This is a genomic window from Bradyrhizobium shewense (assembly GCF_900094605.1).
Taxonomy (GTDB): Bacteria; Pseudomonadota; Alphaproteobacteria; order Rhizobiales; family Xanthobacteraceae; genus Bradyrhizobium; species Bradyrhizobium shewense.
Window position 1 is genome coordinate 212,726 of record NZ_FMAI01000001.1, and the last position, 15,638, is coordinate 228,363.

A 15,638-nucleotide genomic window follows, 5' to 3' on the forward strand; every position below is an offset into this window, starting at 1 on the left:
TTCAGGCTCTCAAGATTGCCAGAAGAGCCGACGGAGGAGAATATCCGAACCGATCTACTTGGCTGGTGCCGTCGTGCTCTTGGACGATCCGTGAGGCGCAGCCTGCATTCCAGGCGGACTCTGACCTTGGGGACTTTCGGCGGGCGCGCCACCCGAACCGGTATTGATTGGGCCCGTCCAGCCTTGCGGCTGTGGTTGACCCTTCTCCTCGGGAGGGCTTGGTGGCGGAGATGAGTTGGTTTGCGCGGGTTGGGCGGAGGCGCTCTGGAAGAAGCAGAGTGCTGCGAAGCACAAAATCGTTGTTGGCAATTTCACGTCGGATCCTCCGGGTGCGTGTACTAAACCGGGCAACGCTGCCTTCCGTTCCGGAGCGTGCATTGCAATAACCTGACTTCGCGCATCCTCCGCTTGAACGCCGGTGGTCCGAAGACTAGTCTCTGGCTGGTCACGTCAAGGACGACTGGCATGCAGGGGCCAACGCGGCCAATTCTGCGGATGATGGCGCGGCTGCGCGCTGTCCGCGCGCTTGATGGGCCGCAAGATCCCCTTTCCCGAGAAGCCACGCCCTTCCTGATCCTCGTTGCGATCGTGCTTGCGCTTCTTTTTGCGATATTAGAAGTCGACCTGAATAGCGCGGCGCTTCAGTCCCTTGGCTTGATCGGCGATGGCTTTTCCGTCGATCCCATCTTCAAGAGCCCATAAGATCGCTTGTGCCTTGGTGCGATCAACGAGTTTGCTCGCGGCAAGCCGTGTCGTATAAACACCTTGACGTTTCGATCGAAGGAGGCTGCGGATGAAGGCTTTTCTTCTTGGCTGCGTCGCGGCCATGGTGATCGCGATTGTGGGAATGGTGGTCTTGAATCGGGTCCAGGAGCCCGTCGCCCAAGCGTTTGCTACGACTGGGGTGCGCCTCTGAGACACTCAAATCTCGCAGAGCGTTAGGCCCCGTCGGCCGGTGCGCCATTCTCCACGCTTCCGCGTGCGAAAGACCCCACGATCGTCTCGGCTTTCGAGACCGTCGGGGCATCCTGTACCGGCAAGATGACACGCGAGGAGTTCGAGAGCATCGAGCAACATTCGTGCACAGGCCTTGGCGTTTGCGGTGCAAGGTATACTGCATGCCGAGGGCGTCAACTATCGCAGCGTTCGGCGTCAGCTTTTCTCGACTAGCCCCACCCGTTTTGGCCTTTCGGTGCACACGAAGCTGGAGTGCACAAGCGTAGTGGCCTTCACTCAATTGGCATCAGGAAACTGGCGCGTCCGAGTTCGCTGCAAGACATTGATGCGGCTGTGACTTTCCGACGGCGCAAGCGCGCCGAAGGATGGGTGACCGCGAAGTCGGCAAGCAAGCCAGGCCGGTGCTTCGCGTGGAACCTGGCGAAGGCCGCAGAACCCTGAGTTCGTGCGATATTTTTGAACCACTATTGCATGATAATCATAATATAAAAGACTATCTCGGCTTCGACCGCAGTTCCGATGGGAGGATAAAATGCGCAGGACTGGTGCACACAATTTTCCGGCAATTGATCGCGTGATCTATGGCAGACCGGCGGCTGAGGCCATCAACGAAGAAGCGGAGCGACTGAAGGCAACGCGCGTCTTCCTTATCGTCAGCCGCACCTTGAACACCAAAACCGACGAGATTGAGAAAATCCGGCATACGCTCGGCGACAAACATGCTGCGACCTTCGACGGAATTGCACAGCACACCACGCGCAAGCAAGCCGCCGAAGTTGCGCTCCACGCCAAGGAAGCACACGCCGATCTCGTCGTGGCCGTCGGCGGCGGTTCTGCCGTTGACCTCGCCAAGATCGTCATCATGGCGATGGAGCACGATATCCGCGATGAAGCCGGCTTCGATCCGTTCCCCATGGGCCCGGGCGTGAGCCATTCCCCGTTCCGCGCGCCCGCAGTCCGACAGATCGCCGTGCCGTCAACGCTGAATGGCGGCGAATACAATGCCGCAGCGCTTGTCACCGATGAGCGCAACAAGCTGAAGCAAATATTCTTTCACCCCCACATGATGCCGGTGGCAGTCATCCTCGATCCTGCCCTCACGCTTCATACGCCTTCGAACCTCTGGATGGGATCGGGCACTCGCTCCATGGATCACGGCATCGAAGCATTGTGCTCGCAGGCTGGCACCCCCCTTGCTGACGAAGTGGTTCTGGCGGGTATTCGCACGCTGCGCGATGGAATGCTCCGGACCCTGCAACAACCTGACGATTTCGAGGCGCGCCGCTTGTCTCAATACGGCTCATGGCTTGCGTCCTTTGGACTGCAGGCACGCGTTCCCATGGGCGCAAGCCACGGCATCGGCCACGTGCTTGGTGGGACTTTCGGGGTTCCTCACTACTATTGCACGCCCGTCATCATGCCGAGCCTTCTTCGCTATAACAAGCCGTTCACCGATGACGCGCAGAAGCGTTTGGCGGCAGCTTTGGGTGCTCCCGGTGGGGACGCGGCAGACGCCTTTGCGGAGTTCGTCAGGCAACTTGGACTACCAGGCCGCCTCGCTGAGGTCGGCATCGGCGAAGACAAGTTCGGCAAGATCAGCGAAATCGCGATCAACCATCGCTTCGTCAAAGCCAATCCGCGTCCCTTCAACGACCAAGCCGAAATCGTCGATCTGCTGCGAATGGCCGCGTAGCTGCATGGCGGCGGCCGATGGTAGAGGCACGGCCGTTTGCCTCCGCCATCGGCCCGCCCCGTCGAGAAGCCAACGTCGGTTAAGCCGTGTCTCAATTGTCGGCCGAATGCGTTCTCTCGCAGTCGCTCGCGACCGGACTGCCCAAAGCCTGTCGTCCGGCCTCCAGCAGGAGGTCAGACAAGGGCTTGTCGTCGACCGCGCGCGCCAAAACGATCGAGCCGACCATGGTCGCAATCGCGCCGGCGGCTGTCTGCCTTACATCCGATGATGGCCTCGCCGCGATCAGCCGCGCGATGATATCGATCATCTTGCCGAGCCCCCGTTCAAGGGTGCGCCGCGCCTCCGGACCTGAACGTCCGATGTCGGCGGCCAAGGCCGGCAGCGCGCAACCGCGCCCCGGATCGTCACGGTGGCGAGGACCCAGGTAAGACTCGACAAGTGCGTCGAATCCCTTCCCGGCGGGCAGCCCCTGCGTGAGGCTGAGCCAATGCACGATCGTTCGATCCATGGCCAGGGCGAGCCCTTCGACGACCAACGCGTCGCGCGATTTGAAGTAGGCGTAGAAGCTGCCATGCGTCAGATTGGCGAGCTTCATCAGGTCGGCCACACTCAGACCATCGGCGCCGGCCTGGCGCAGACCGCGGGAAGCGCTTTCGACGATGCGTCTGCGGGTATGCTGCCCATGGTCTTTCGGGTAACGCATCGCCTGCTCCGGGATGGCACAAGATATTCGCTGATGACGGTCCCATCACGGCCGGAGCTTCCAGCCCGCGCAGAGACGACGACATGTCGTCTGCAGCGCGGATCGCTAAGCCGTGGCTTCACGCGACCTTGAGATTGGCCTCACTGTCGGCATCAAGGAATCCCGTCAGCCTGCCCCTGATCAATCGCTCGGCGTCCGCCATGATGCGGTCGATCAACTCCTTCACGGTCGGAATATCGTGAATGAGTCCGACGACCATGCCGCAGCTCCAGGCGCCCGCGTCCATGTCGCCGTCGATCATCACCCTGGGATAGACGCCTGCCACCTGATCATGGATGTCGTCGATCTTGAGGCTCCTGCCCTTCTCGCGCTCGATCTCGAGCAGATGCTCGACGCCCTTGTTGTTCAGGACCCGCTCGGTGTTGCGGAGCGCGCGCATAACGAGCCTGGTGTCGAGCTCGGACGCCGCGACCAGCGCCTTCTTGACGTTTTCGTGCACCGGCGCTTCCTTGGTGGCGATGAACCGCGTACCCATGTTCATTCCCGCCGCTCCCATCGCAAGCGCCGCAACCAGGCTGCGCGCGTCGGCCATGCCGCCGGAAGCCACGAACGGGATCTTCAGTTCTTCGGCCGCACGCGGCAGCAGGATCATGTTCGGCATGTCATCCTCGCCCGGATGACCGCCGCACTCGAAGCCGTCGACGCTGACGGCATCGCAGCCGATCTGTTCGGCCTTCAACGAATGCCGGACCGAAGTGCATTTGTGGATCACCTTGATGCCGCCCGCCTTCAGGGCCGGCATGTATTGTTCAGGGCTGCGTCCGGCCGTCTCGACGATCCTGACGCCGCCCTCCCTGATGGCAGCGATGTACTCCGGATAAGGCGGGGCGCTGAAGGTCGGCAGGAAGGTCAGGTTCACGCCGAACGGCCTGTCCGTCATGTCCCGGCACCGCGCGATCTCCTTGGCGAGCAGCTCAGGCGTCCGCTGGGTGAGGCCCGTGATCAAGCCGAGCCCGCCGGCGTTGGATACCGCGGCTGCCATTTCGGCGAAGCCGACATAGTGCATTCCGCCCTGGATGATCGGATGTTCGATACCGAACAGTTCAGTGATCGCTGTCTTCACGAATGATCTCCCCGCGTTTCCGCTCAGTGGATGATTTCAAACAAGCCCGCGGCGCCCATGCCACCACCGATGCACATGGTCACCACGCCGTATTTCGCCTTGCGCCGGCGCCCCTCGATCAGGAGGTGGCCGGTGAGCCGCGCCCCCGTCATGCCGTAGGGATGACCAATGGCGATCGAACCGCCATTGACGTTGAGCTTGTCCGGATCGATGCCGAGCTTGTCGCGGCAATAGATTACCTGCACCGCATAGGCTTCGTTGAGCTCCCAGAGATCGATGTCGTCGATCCTCAAACCGTGGTGCTTGAGCAGGCGCGGGATCGCGGCGACCGGGCCGACGCCCATCTCGTCCGGCTCGACCCCGGCGGCGACGAAGCCGCGGAAGATACCGAGCGGCTTCAACCCCTTGCTGGCTGCAAACTTGCCGCTCGTGATCACACAGGCCGAAGCACCGTCCGAGAGCTGGCTGGCATTGCCCGCGCTGATGGTCTTGCCCTCGAACACCGGCTTGATCTTGGCGAGGCCCTCGGCCGTGGTTTCCGGACGCGGGCCCTCGTCATTCGTGAGCGTCACCTGTTCGTAGGTGACCTCCTTGGTGTCCTTGCTGACGAGCGCCATCCTGGTCGTGAACGGCACGATTTCATCGCTGAAGCGGCCGGCCTGCAGAGCGGCGCCGACGCGGCGCTGGCATTCGAGGCTGTACTCGTCCTGCTTGTCGCGGCCGATCTTGTACCGCTCGGCAACGACCTCCGCCGTATCGAGCATCGACATGTACATTTCGGGCTTCATCGCCATCAGCTCGTCGTCGACGGCGTGGAATTTGTTCATGTGTTCGTTCTGCACGAGGCTGATCGACTCGATGCCGCCGCCGATGGCGACTTCGACCCCATCAAGCATCACCGACCGCGCGGCAACGGCGATGGCCTGCAGGCCGGACGCGCATTGCCGGTCGATCGTGGTGCCGGCCACCGTCACGGGCAGCCCAGCGCGGATCGCGCCCTTGCGCGCCACATTCATCACCATGGTGCCTTGCTGCATCGCGCAGCCCATCACCACGTCTTCCACCTCGCCCGGCGCGATGCCGGCGCGCTTCACGGCTTCGGCCATCACATGCCCGGCCATGGTCGGGCCGTCCGTGTTGTTGAGCGCGCCACGATAGGCCTTGCCGACGGCCGTCCGGGCGGTGGAAACGATGACTGCTTCAGTCGTCATGCTGGCCTCTTCTCTTTACGCGGCCGCATCCAGCTGCGCGTAGCGCAGCACGTGGAATGCGGGATCGCCGAACTGGATGTTGATGGAGGAGATTCGCTTGAAATAGTGTCCGACATTCAGCTCGTCGGTCATTCCCATGCCGCCGTGAAGCTGCACCGCCTGGTCGGCTACGAACTTCCCGGCATAGCCAATCTTCGACTTGGCCCCGGAGGCGAGCCGCGACAGGCCAGAATCACCGGCGTCGAGGCTGAGATTGAGATGCTGCATCAGAGACAGTGCCTCTTGATGGGCAATGAACATGTCGACCATGCGATGCTGCAACACCTGGAAGGAGCCGATGGTGGTGCCGAACTGCTTGCGGGTCTTTGAATAGTCCAACGTTGCGGCATTCAGCTCTCCGATCGCGCCGACGACCTCGGCGCAGAGCGCGCCGATCGCGCGGTCACGACAGGTTTCCAGCGCGGCAACGCCCTCGCCTTCTGCTCCCAACAATTGCCCGCGGACCTCGCGCAAACTGATCTCGGCGGCGCGGCGTCCGTCGATCGTCTTGAAGCTCTGGAGATTGACGCCCGCGGCATGGCGGTCGACCACGAACAGGCTGACGCCGCCGCGGTCGCGATTATCGCCGGCGGTCCGCGCCGAGACGATCAGATGATCCGCCCAAGGCGCTGCCATCACCATGGTCTTCTCGCCGCTCAGAACGTAGTCGCCTCCCTCACGCCGCGCCTTGGTCGCGACATTGGCGAAATCGAACCGGGAGGCTCTCTCGGTCCAGGCCAGCGCCCAGATCCTGGAGCCGTCGATGATGCCTGGAATGATTCCCTGCTTCTGCTCGGACGTACCAAGCTGCTCGATCAGGCTGCCGGCAAGAACCACCGTTTCGACGAAAGGCTCGACGACGAGGTGACGGCCGAACTCCTGCATGACGATCATAGTGGACAACGGACCGCCGCCGAGGCCGCCGGCGTCCTCGGAAAACGGCGCAGCGAGCAGGCCGAGCTCGGTGAAGGCCTTCCACCGCGTCCGGCTGAACCCCTCCTCGCTCGCCACGATCTTGCGCCGCGCCTCGAAATCATACTGGTCGCGCAGAAGGCGCTGAACGCTGGATCGCAGCAATTCCTGCTCTTCCGTGAACTGAATATCCATCCGGTCCTCCCGATCCGCCGTGGCTTAGAGCCCGAGCACGGCTTTGGCGATGATGTTTCGCTGGATCTCGTTGGATCCGCCGTAGATGCTGAGCTTGCGCGCGTTCAGATATTTCTCGGACGTGGTGTGGCCGTAGTCCGGACCCGGCATGAAGCGATTGGAGCTGATCGGATGCTCGCGGATCGCAAGACCATAATTGCCGATCGCGCGGTGCGTGAGCTCGGTGATGTCCTGGAAGATCTCGGTGCCGCGGATCTTGAACAGCGACGCCGCCGGACCGGGATCGATGCCGCGCGCCATCTGGGCGACGACGCGCAGTTCGGTCGCTTCCAGCGCCAGCACGTCGAGCTCGACGCGGGCGATGTCGCGTAGAAATTCCAGATACGCCGGATCGTCGGCCGGTATCTCGGCTCTCACGATCTGCTTCAGCTTGCGGAGATAGCGGGTGGACCGGCCGATGCCCGCCATGCTGGTGCGTTCGTTGCCGAGCAGGAACTTGGCGTACGTCCAGCCCTTGTTCTCCTCGCCGACCAGGTTCTCGACGGGCACGCGGACGTCCTCGAGAAAGACGTCGTTGACCTCATGGCTACCGTCGATCGTAATGATCGGCCGCACGGTGACGCCGGGCGACTTCATGTCGATCAGCAGGAAGGAAATGCCCGATTGCGGCTTCGCATTCGGATCAGTCCGCACCAGGCAAAAGATCCAGTCGGCGTGCTGCGCCAGCGTGGTCCAGGTCTTGTGCCCGTTGACGACGTAGTGGTCGCCCTCGCGCACCGCCTTGGTTCTGACGGTCGCAAGGTCCGAGCCGGAGCCCGGCTCCGAATAGCCCTGGCACCACCAATCCTCGCCGGAGAGAATTCGCGGCAGAAACTTCTTCTTCTGCGCCTTGTTGCCGAACGTGTAGATCACCGGCCCGACCATGGTCACGCTAAAGGCAAGCGGCGGCAGCGTTCCCGCCCGGGAGGTTTCCTGCTCAAAGATGAACCGCTGTGTGACCGTCCAGCCCGGCCCGCCATACTCCTTGGGCCACAGCGGCGCGATCCAGCCCTTCTTGTGGAGGATCCGGTGCCAGAGCAGTGACTGCTCCTTGGTCAGGTCGGTCTCCGGATTGGGAACGCGCATCTCCGCCGGATAATTATCCACGATGAAGGCGCGCACTTCATCGCGGAAAGCCGCGTCCTCGGCAGACAGCGCAAGCTCCATCGCAAAGGTCTCCCTTACCACTTCTCGCCGAAGGGACGGATTTCCAGCTCGAACGTCCACGCGCTCTTCGGCTGCTGATAAAGCTGCCAATAGGATGCAGCGACGGACGACGGCGGCATCAGCAGATCGGGATCGTCGAGCGCATTCGGACCGAGCGCCTCGAGCCGGCGCTGCCGCACCCATTCCGTATCGACGCCGGAATCGATGATGAGATGCGCGACGTGAATGTTTTTGGGGCCGAGCTCGCGCGCCATCGCCTGGGCCACCGCCCGCAGGCCGAACTTCGCGCTGGCAAAGGCGGCATAGCCGCTGCCGCCGCGGAGCGACGCTGTCGCGCCGGTGAAGAAGATGTTGCCGCCGCCGCGAGGCAGCATGAGCCGCGCGGCTTCGCGGCCGGCGAGAAAGCCGGAATAGCAGGCCATCTCCCAGACTTTGCGGAAGACCCGCTCGGTCGTATCGAGGATCGGAAAGTTGACGTTGGCGCCGATGTTGAAGATGCAGACCTCGAGCGGCGCATGCTTGTCGGCATCGGCGAGGAAGGAGATGACCTCCTCCTCGTTGCGGGCATCCAGCGAGCGCGCGTGGATTTCGCCTCCGGCGGCCTCAATCTCCTTGACGAGCGGCTCGAGCTTGGCCCCGTTCCGGCGCCCGGCAAACACCGTGAAGCCCTCAGAGGCGAACTTCTTGGCGATCTCGCCGCCGATATAGTCGCCGGCACCGATCACTGCGACAGTAGCGTTTCTCTTTTGCATGGATCGTCTCCCGGTTGGATTGAACTTCGTTAACTCGGCAGCTCTATGCCGTCCTTGCGACTGGCCTCGTTTGCTCGAGGATGGACTCCTCGACGTCACGAAGCTGGTCCTTGCCGAAGAACATCTCCTTGCCGACGAAGAAGGTTGGCGAACCGAACGCGCCTCGGTTGACGGCGTCGCTGGTCAGTTCAATCAACCTCTTCTTGACGTCGTCCTGCTGGGCGCGAGCGATCAATCTGTCGATATCGAGCCCCGAAGCGATGAACGCTTTCCGGAAGATTTCGAGGTCGTCCATCTTCTTCGGCTCTTCCCACATATGGTGATAGGCCGCGCGAAAATAGAACTCGAACACGCCTTCGAACTGGGCTGCCACGGCGCCCCGCATCAGCATCAGCGTATTGACCGGAAAGAAGGGATTCTGGCGGAATTTCGTGACGTTGTGGCGGCGGATAAACCGCTGGGTCTCGAGCGCCTGATATTCCGGCTTATTCTTGATCCCACGAAGCGAGTCGAACGGTGACATGTTGCCCGTCGCCTTGTAGATGCCGCCGAGCAGAACCGGAACATACTCGAATTTCGCACCGGTGCGCTGCTCGATGCCCGGAATCGCCACCTCTGCCAGATAAGCGTTCGGGCTGCCGAAATCGAATTGGAATTCAATCTTCAAGGTCATCTCGGCTCCTCCCGCGGAACATGTACTTGCACTGGCGATCCGGTCGCCGGCCTGACTTTCCTCAAACATACAGTTCTAAAATAGAACTGTCAAACCCTCCCGCGATCTGCTGATTTCGTCTTGCCTGGAAGGGTATTGTTTGGAGTTTAGTACCTATCTAGAATGGCAAATCTCGCGCCGGCCTCCGCAACGATTCGAGGCGAGGTCCGTGCCGCGGCGGCGATTGGAGTGTGTGGATGAAGTGGAAGGAACTCGAGGAAGAGCCGTGCTCGATGGCCCGAACTATCGGCGTGATCGGCGACCGCTGGACTCTTCTGATCCTGCGCGAGTGCTTTCTGCGCACACGCCGCTTCGAGGGATTTCAGTCGGCACTCGGAATCACCCGGCATTTGCTTGCCGAACGTCTGAAGAAGTTGGTTCGGCAGGGCATTCTGCGCCGCATTCCCTACCAGGAATCCCCCAAACGGCACGAATATATCCTGACCCAGAAGGGGCTCGATCTGTATCCGATCATGATGGCAATCGTGCATTGGGGCGATACTCACATGGTCGACGAGCGCGGCCGCCCCTTGCTGCACCAGCATCGCAAGTGCGGAAAAGATTTCGACCCGGTCATGGTGTGCTCCGAATGCGGCGAGCCGCTGTCGGCCAAGGAGGTTCATACTCATCCCGGGCCCGGTGCTCGCAGCGCCCCGGCGGCAGCGGCGCCGACGACCTCGAAAACAAAGGCGCGCTCGCGGGCGGCCTGAGGCCCGCACCGAAGCCGTTCCGCGGCAAACAATCCCGCAGAAGGTACCGGCAGACGCGATCTGGCGGCCAGGGAGTCCGTAACATCCGCACAGCGACAAGCTCGCTCTCAGACCCGGATCACATCGGCGCCAGCTTCGTGGGTATAGAGACGCTCAACCTGTTCGGATCGAACTTTCAGCACAGCGCGTTGGTTGACATAGGCCTTGTCGGTGATTTCTCCTGCCGCCATTGATGGCGGATCTTTCAGCAGAACGAAGGAGCAGATCCGTTCGCTGCTTCCGACGGTCTCATTGTAGCCCCGAAAGCGATCCAGCAGGAACCCGACCACGGCGGGATCCGAGGTCAGATCCGCACCCGGAGTTTTCGAGATCCGTGCGGCCTCCGTGGGGTTCAACCAGCAGAGCAGCGCGCACGCCTCACGACTTTCGCCCGCGACCACCATGTCGAGCAAGACACCGCGCGTTGCGGCCAGGATTGCCGCGCGCATATTGCCGATCGAGACCCAGGTCCCATTCGCAAGCTTGAAGTTCTCGGAAATTCGTCCGGTAAAGCGCAGCCCGAGTTCAGGCTTCTGCGGATCCAGAAACGAGACAGTATCGCCGATGCGATAGAAGCCTTCCTCGTCGAAGGCCATTTCCGTCAAATCCGGCCGCCCGAGATAACCCGGCGTGACGTTGGGTCCCTTGACCCTGACCTCGTAAGTATCCGAGACCGGAATGAGCTTGAGCCGCAGTCCCGGCGCGGGAAGACCGATCTCGCCGGGTCGATCTGTCGCCCAATGGGTCGTACTGATGGTCGGGGCGGTTTCGGTCGTACCGTAGCCCGACATGACCGGAATTCGCCGGCCGGTCACCGAGAGTGTCAAGCGATAGAGCTTCTCCAGCGTGTCCTTTGAAATTGCAGCGCCGGCATAACTCATTCGGTCCATCCGCTTGAATACACTGGCGCCCAGATCGAGATCCTTCTCGACCGCGTCACACAGGAGGTTATAGCCGGCAGGCACGTTGAACATGGCGGTCGGCGACACTTCCTTGAGATTGGCGACCGTCATGTGAAAGAGCTGCGGCAGCGGACGGCCGTCGTCGATATAGAGCGTCCCGCCGTTCTTGAGGATGCCGTGAAGAATGACGTTGCTGCCCATCGTGTGGTGCCAAGGCAACCACTCCACCTGGACTGGCGCAGCCGGAGGAGACACGAGCTGGCTACCCATTTGCAGGGAACTTGCCATCATGCGGTGGGTGTTGAGCACGCCTTTCGGAAAGCCCGTCGAACCCGACGTGAAGAGTATCTTGGCGACCGCGTCGCACGAGACCGCACCAGATGCCCCGGCAAATCCGTCGCACGCGGTTTTGGCTGTCAGGGTGCGGAAGGGCACCGTGTCCGGCGCGCCATCGACACTGATCCAGGTCGCGGCTGCCAATTCCGGAATGGTACGGCCTGCGGAAAACTCACGTCCGCTTTGGACGAACACGAAGCTCGGGCGCAACACTTCGGCGATGTCCTTGAGACGAGCAAGTCCACCGGGCATCAGCGTGTAGTTTGGCGATATCGACGCCAGGATGACGCCGATTGACATCGCAGCAAACGAAACCACCGCGTTCTCGATCGAGTTTCCGGAGAGGATGGCCAGCTTGTCCGCTGGCTTTGCGCCCAGATCAAGCAAACTCTGGCCCACCGCCTGGACCTGAGACCAAGCCTCGCTGTAGGTGATCTCGTCCCACCCGCCCTTCGCGTTGCGCTGCGCGAGGAATATCCGGTCCGGTGTGGCGCTTGCCCAATTCGGCAAGAAGTCCGTGATGCGCCAGTCACAGGGCTTCCACTCCAGGGGTGAGCTCAATATGAGCGCGCCATCTGGTCGGCGCTCGATTGAAACCTCGCGCGGCGCAAACGTCAGTGCCTTCGTCGACATCGAATTGATCTCCTGAAGTACCGGAATGGCGATCGCACCCCTTGCGCTCGTCGCGCAGGACGCCGGCGCCGGCACGTCGTCAATGCCGCTCGCCCTCTCGCCTGTTACGTGCTCATTCGGACCTGGCGTCCAACACTTCTCCGAAGGCTTCCCAAGTCGAGCCGGTCCAGCGCTGCAGACGCATCTGCGTCCAGATCATGTTCTCGGTTTCGCTGGTGTTGATCTTGATGCCCGGCAGTGCGGTCGGGACGACGAAGTCCCGAAGGTTCTTGGCCTGCGCCAGGATGTTCTTGCGGGACAGGTCGTCCCCGCATTGCTTCAGGATCTGCTCGAGCAGGATGCCCTGCTGATAACCGGTGAGATAGCTGCCGTTAGTGATATCGACGCCGGGCAGATATTTGTCGATAAACGCCCGATAGGCCTGCATGCCGGGATCATCTTTCCACTTCGGATCCACGACATCCTTGTTGATGGTGCCGACGATCACGCCAGTCGACTTGTCGAGGCCGGCCGGCGTGAGCGTGCCTCCAACCGAACCGGACGGAAAGTTGATGATGACGGTCGCCTTCCAGCCAATCAAAGAGGCCTGCCGGATCGCCTGCGCAGCGAATTTCGGCGTGCCCGCGATCATCAGGGCATCCGCACCGGAGCTCTTCAGGTTGGTGATCTGCGAATCGACGGTCGGTTCAGTGACCTCATAGGACGCGGTGACGACCCTGCGATCGTAGTCCTTACCGAGAAACGCCTTGAAGGCGTTGACGTAGTCTTTTCCGAGGTCGTCATTCTGGTAGAGGATCGCATATTTGGCGTTCGGCAGAGCCTTCGTGAGGTATTTGGCGTAGATCTTTCCCTCGGTATCGTAGCTGACGAGACCTGTCGTGATCAGCGGGTAACTGGCGACGTCGGTGAACTTGGACGATCCGCTGACGATCGCGATGCTGGGCACCCCTTTCGACTTCAGGTATTTTGACGTCGCCGAAATGGCGGGAGTGCCGAGCTGGCCGAACATGAATGCAACTTCATCGCTCTCGACGAGCTTGCGAACCTGCTCCACCGCTTTGGGTGGACTATAGGCATCGTCATAGGCGACGTAATTGATCTTGCGCCCGCTGATGCCGCCGCGGTCATTCAGGGACTGAATGTAGGCGATCAGCCCCTTGCCCACGAGACCGATCGATGAAGCCGGCCCGCTGAACGGAAACACCCCGCCAATCTTGATTTCGGTCGCGGTAACCCCGGGCTCGTCGGCCGCGAATGCCGGGCTGCCCAATAGCACGAGCAGAACGGCAAGACTCTTCCATCTCGGCAACATCGGCATCCTCCCTGAGGCGCACTCTTCCGGTGCGCCGTTCGATTCTTATGTGTCTCTACGGCTCGCTAGGCATAATGCCGTGCGAAATCGAGCGCGCTCGCCAAGCGTCGATGGCCAAACGCGTCAACCGTTGCGGCTCTTGGATTGGCCGCCTCATTCCCCGAACCTACAGTTCTTTTTTAGAACTCGTCAAGCGCTTAGATGCATCTCCCCCTGACAAAGGACGAAGCGCTTGCGATTTTGTGAAGAGTTGTACGCATGATTCGACAACAGCAGAGCTAGAGGCTGATACCGATGTCCAGGCGCGGAGACGCCCCTCTCGGCCCGGATATCGCGCGTCACAATATCAGACCAATTCATTCTGTTATTGAACTTAAGAGATGATCGGAGGTGAGCCGTCAAATAGCATCGACGGCTGCGCCGCAACACGCCCGGCCAGCAGGCCAGCGATCCGCTTTAGATGCGCGGCGCTCGATTGAAGGGCTCAGGCTATAGACAAAGGAACGTCAAAGCGGGAGCACGCTCCACTGAGAGGGGCGAATTCCAAGGTCTTCAAGACGTTCAGGGCGCAGCCGACGCCGCCCGTGATCTCGCGACACGGACGCTACGAGCATACTGGCAAGCCAATCCGTGGACCGCGCTGAAGATAAGCGCACACTTCAGGCTTCCAAGAAGAACCCGTGATTTGACCTGCCGCCGAACGATGAGCCTCGCTTGAACGGTGACATTCACGGGGTCTGGGACCATCGCATCTACAGACCGGTCTGGCTTATAAATTTGGTGTTGAGGTAGGCTTCCATCGCCTCGGTGCCCCCTTCCGAGCCGTAGCCGGAATCCTTGATCCCGCCGAACGGCACTTCGGGCAAGGCCAGACCGAAGCTGTTGATGGACATCATGCCCGCTTCGATCGCCGAGCCGATCGCGGTTGCAGTCTTGGTGGAGCTGGTGAAGGCGTAGGAGGCAAGACCGAACGGCAGGCGATTAGCTTCCTCGACGACTTCGTCGAAGGTCGAGAAGCGCGAGATCAGCGCCAGAGGGCCGAACGGCTCCTCGTTCATCGCCCGTGCATCCTTCGGCACGTCGCTCACCACCGTGGGCTCGAAGAAGTAGCCTTTGTTGCCGACGCGTTGGCCGCCCGTCTCGAGCTTGGCGCCCCTGCCGACAGCGTCCTGCACCATGCCTTCGATCGCCGTGACACGGCGCGGATTGGCCAGCGAGCCCATCTTGGAATCGGGATCGAGGCCGTTGCCGACCTTGAACGTCTTGGCGCCGTCCACGAACTTGTCGACGAACTCCCTAAACACATCGTCCTGCACCAGCATGCGGGTCGGCGAGATGCAGACCTGGCCGGCATTGCGATACTTCGCCGCCGCCAAAACCTTCGCAGCTGAGGTGACGTCGGCATCCCTAAACACGATGGCCGGCGCGTGACCGCCGAGCTCCATGGTAGCGCGCTTCATGTGCAGGCCGGCAAGCGCATTGAGCTGTTTGCCGACATGGGTCGATCCGGTGAAGGAGATCTTCCGGATCACCGGATGCGGGATGAGATATTCGGAAATCTCTGCCGGCACGCCATAGACGAGATTGATGACCCCGTCCGGCACGCCCGCGTCAGCGAACGCACGGATGAGCTGGGCGGGCGAGGCGGGCGTCTCCTCCGGCGCCTTGACGATGATCGAGCAGCCGGCGCCGAGCGCGGCCGAGAGCTTTCGCACGACCTGGTTGATCGGGAAATTCCACGGCGTGAACGCCGCGACCGGACCGACCGGCTCCTTCATCGCGAGCTGGTAGATGCCCGGTCCGCGCGCCGGGATCAGCCGGCCATAGGAGCGCTTGGCTTCTTCGGCGAACCATTCGATCACGTCGGCGGCTGCCATCGCTTCCATCCTGGCTTCGCCGAGCGTCTTGCCCTGCTCCATCGTTAGAAGCGGCGCGATCTCGTCATTGCGCTCGCGCATGATCGCCGCGGCCTTGCGCATGATGCGGCAGCGCTCGAACGGAGCGACGTTGCGCCAGACCTTGAAGCCTGCCGCGGCCGCGGCGAGTGCCTCGTCGAGGTCGGCCTTGCCGGCATGGGCTACGGTGCCGATCACCTCTTCGGTCGCGGGGTTGAGGACCTCGATGACCTTGCCCGACTGGGCCGGACGCCATTTGCCGCCGATGAAAAGCTGGGTGTTCGAATAAGCCAACGGTCTCTCCCTGT

14 protein-coding genes are annotated in these 15,638 nt (G+C 61.7%); 3 read left to right on the top strand and 11 right to left on the bottom strand.

Features of this window, described 5'->3' with window-relative positions; genetic code table 11:
* Positions 1-612: 612 nt before the first annotated feature.
* On the bottom strand, positions 613-828 hold the full coding sequence (locus GA0061098_RS44665) for a hypothetical protein (protein WP_165637084.1): 216 nt from the start codon (positions 826-828) through the stop codon (positions 613-615).
* A gap of 168 nt (positions 829-996) precedes the next feature.
* On the opposite strand from GA0061098_RS44665, the gene GA0061098_RS47380 reads away from it, so the two are divergent.
* Together GA0061098_RS47380 and GA0061098_RS00895 are read left to right on the top strand one after the other, a co-directional pair.
* Positions 997-1,170: a dihydroxy-acid dehydratase domain-containing protein gene (locus GA0061098_RS47380; protein WP_129590807.1), complete on the top strand. Its 174-nt coding sequence runs from the start codon at positions 997-999 to the stop codon at positions 1,168-1,170.
* Positions 1,171-1,489: 319 nt separating this feature from the next.
* Complete coding sequence (locus GA0061098_RS00895; RefSeq protein ID WP_091952455.1) at positions 1,490-2,650, top strand: iron-containing alcohol dehydrogenase; 1,161 nt, start codon at positions 1,490-1,492, stop codon at positions 2,648-2,650.
* Positions 2,651-2,741: 91 nt separating this feature from the next.
* Here the strand turns inward: GA0061098_RS00895 and GA0061098_RS00900 are convergent, their stop codons facing one another.
* The 7 genes from GA0061098_RS00900 to GA0061098_RS00930 all read right to left on the bottom strand — a co-directional run bounded on the left by GA0061098_RS00900 (position 2,742) and on the right by GA0061098_RS00930 (position 9,464).
* The gene (locus tag GA0061098_RS00900; RefSeq protein WP_091952457.1) at positions 2,742-3,353 is read right to left on the bottom strand and encodes a TetR/AcrR family transcriptional regulator; all 612 of its coding nucleotides are present in this window, start codon (positions 3,351-3,353) and stop codon (positions 2,742-2,744) included.
* A gap of 118 nt (positions 3,354-3,471) precedes the next feature.
* The gene (locus GA0061098_RS00905; RefSeq protein WP_091952460.1) at positions 3,472-4,476 is read right to left on the bottom strand and encodes an NAD(P)H-dependent flavin oxidoreductase; all 1,005 of its coding nucleotides are present in this window, start codon (positions 4,474-4,476) and stop codon (positions 3,472-3,474) included.
* Positions 4,477-4,499: 23 nt separating this feature from the next.
* Positions 4,500-5,687 (bottom strand): acetyl-CoA C-acyltransferase, encoded by a 1,188-nt coding sequence (locus GA0061098_RS00910; protein ID WP_091952463.1) that lies wholly within the window; start codon positions 5,685-5,687, stop codon positions 4,500-4,502.
* Between the two features lie 15 nt (positions 5,688-5,702).
* Positions 5,703-6,833 carry an acyl-CoA dehydrogenase family protein gene (locus GA0061098_RS00915; RefSeq protein WP_091952465.1) on the bottom strand — a complete coding sequence of 377 codons (1,131 nt, stop codon included), beginning with the start codon at positions 6,831-6,833 and terminating at the stop codon, positions 5,703-5,705.
* 24 nt (positions 6,834-6,857) lie between these two features.
* On the bottom strand, positions 6,858-8,039 hold the full coding sequence (locus GA0061098_RS00920; RefSeq protein ID WP_091952467.1) for an acyl-CoA dehydrogenase family protein: 1,182 nt from the start codon (positions 8,037-8,039) through the stop codon (positions 6,858-6,860).
* A gap of 14 nt (positions 8,040-8,053) precedes the next feature.
* A complete protein-coding gene (locus tag GA0061098_RS00925) occupies positions 8,054-8,791 on the bottom strand; it encodes an SDR family oxidoreductase (protein ID WP_091952469.1) in 738 nt (245 codons plus the stop codon).
* A gap of 43 nt (positions 8,792-8,834) precedes the next feature.
* Positions 8,835-9,464, bottom strand: a complete 630-nt coding sequence (locus GA0061098_RS00930; protein WP_091952471.1) for a 2-hydroxychromene-2-carboxylate isomerase — start codon at positions 9,462-9,464, stop codon at positions 8,835-8,837.
* 236 nt (positions 9,465-9,700) lie between these two features.
* On the opposite strand from GA0061098_RS00930, the gene GA0061098_RS00935 reads away from it, so the two are divergent.
* Positions 9,701-10,213 carry a winged helix-turn-helix transcriptional regulator gene (locus GA0061098_RS00935; RefSeq protein ID WP_091952473.1) on the top strand — a complete coding sequence of 171 codons (513 nt, stop codon included), beginning with the start codon at positions 9,701-9,703 and terminating at the stop codon, positions 10,211-10,213.
* 107 nt (positions 10,214-10,320) lie between these two features.
* On the opposite strand, the gene GA0061098_RS00940 is transcribed toward GA0061098_RS00935, so the two are convergent.
* The 3 genes from GA0061098_RS00940 to GA0061098_RS00950 form a co-directional block, all read right to left on the bottom strand.
* Positions 10,321-12,123 (bottom strand): AMP-binding protein, encoded by a 1,803-nt coding sequence (locus GA0061098_RS00940; protein ID WP_091953842.1) that lies wholly within the window; start codon positions 12,121-12,123, stop codon positions 10,321-10,323.
* 112 nt (positions 12,124-12,235) lie between these two features.
* On the bottom strand, positions 12,236-13,435 hold the full coding sequence (locus GA0061098_RS00945) for an ABC transporter substrate-binding protein (protein WP_038948946.1): 1,200 nt from the start codon (positions 13,433-13,435) through the stop codon (positions 12,236-12,238).
* Between the two features lie 752 nt (positions 13,436-14,187).
* Positions 14,188-15,624 (bottom strand): NAD-dependent succinate-semialdehyde dehydrogenase, encoded by a 1,437-nt coding sequence (locus GA0061098_RS00950; protein ID WP_091952474.1) that lies wholly within the window; start codon positions 15,622-15,624, stop codon positions 14,188-14,190.
* Positions 15,625-15,638 lie beyond the last annotated feature (14 nt).

Bases quoted from the DNA above. Each gene is read 5' to 3' on its own strand.
- GA0061098_RS44665 (WP_165637084.1), bottom strand. From the start codon at position 828: ATGGCCGCGACGCAGCCAAGAAGAAAAGCCTTCATCCGCAGCCTCCTT.
- GA0061098_RS00895 (WP_091952455.1), top strand. From the start codon at position 1,490: ATGCGCAGGACTGGTGCACACAATTTTCCGGCAATTGATCGCGTGATC.
- GA0061098_RS00900 (WP_091952457.1), bottom strand. From the start codon at position 3,353: ATGCGTTACCCGAAAGACCATGGGCAGCATACCCGCAGACGCATCGTC.
- GA0061098_RS00910 (WP_091952463.1), bottom strand. From the start codon at position 5,687: ATGACGACTGAAGCAGTCATCGTTTCCACCGCCCGGACGGCCGTCGGC.
- GA0061098_RS00915 (WP_091952465.1), bottom strand. From the start codon at position 6,833: ATGGATATTCAGTTCACGGAAGAGCAGGAATTGCTGCGATCCAGCGTT.
- GA0061098_RS00920 (WP_091952467.1), bottom strand. From the start codon at position 8,039: ATGGAGCTTGCGCTGTCTGCCGAGGACGCGGCTTTCCGCGATGAAGTG.
- GA0061098_RS00925 (WP_091952469.1), bottom strand. From the start codon at position 8,791: ATGCAAAAGAGAAACGCTACTGTCGCAGTGATCGGTGCCGGCGACTAT.
- GA0061098_RS00930 (WP_091952471.1), bottom strand. From the start codon at position 9,464: ATGACCTTGAAGATTGAATTCCAATTCGATTTCGGCAGCCCGAACGCT.
- GA0061098_RS00935 (WP_091952473.1), top strand. From the start codon at position 9,701: ATGAAGTGGAAGGAACTCGAGGAAGAGCCGTGCTCGATGGCCCGAACT.
- GA0061098_RS00940 (WP_091953842.1), bottom strand. From the start codon at position 12,123: ATGTCGACGAAGGCACTGACGTTTGCGCCGCGCGAGGTTTCAATCGAG.
- GA0061098_RS00945 (WP_038948946.1), bottom strand. From the start codon at position 13,435: ATGTTGCCGAGATGGAAGAGTCTTGCCGTTCTGCTCGTGCTATTGGGC.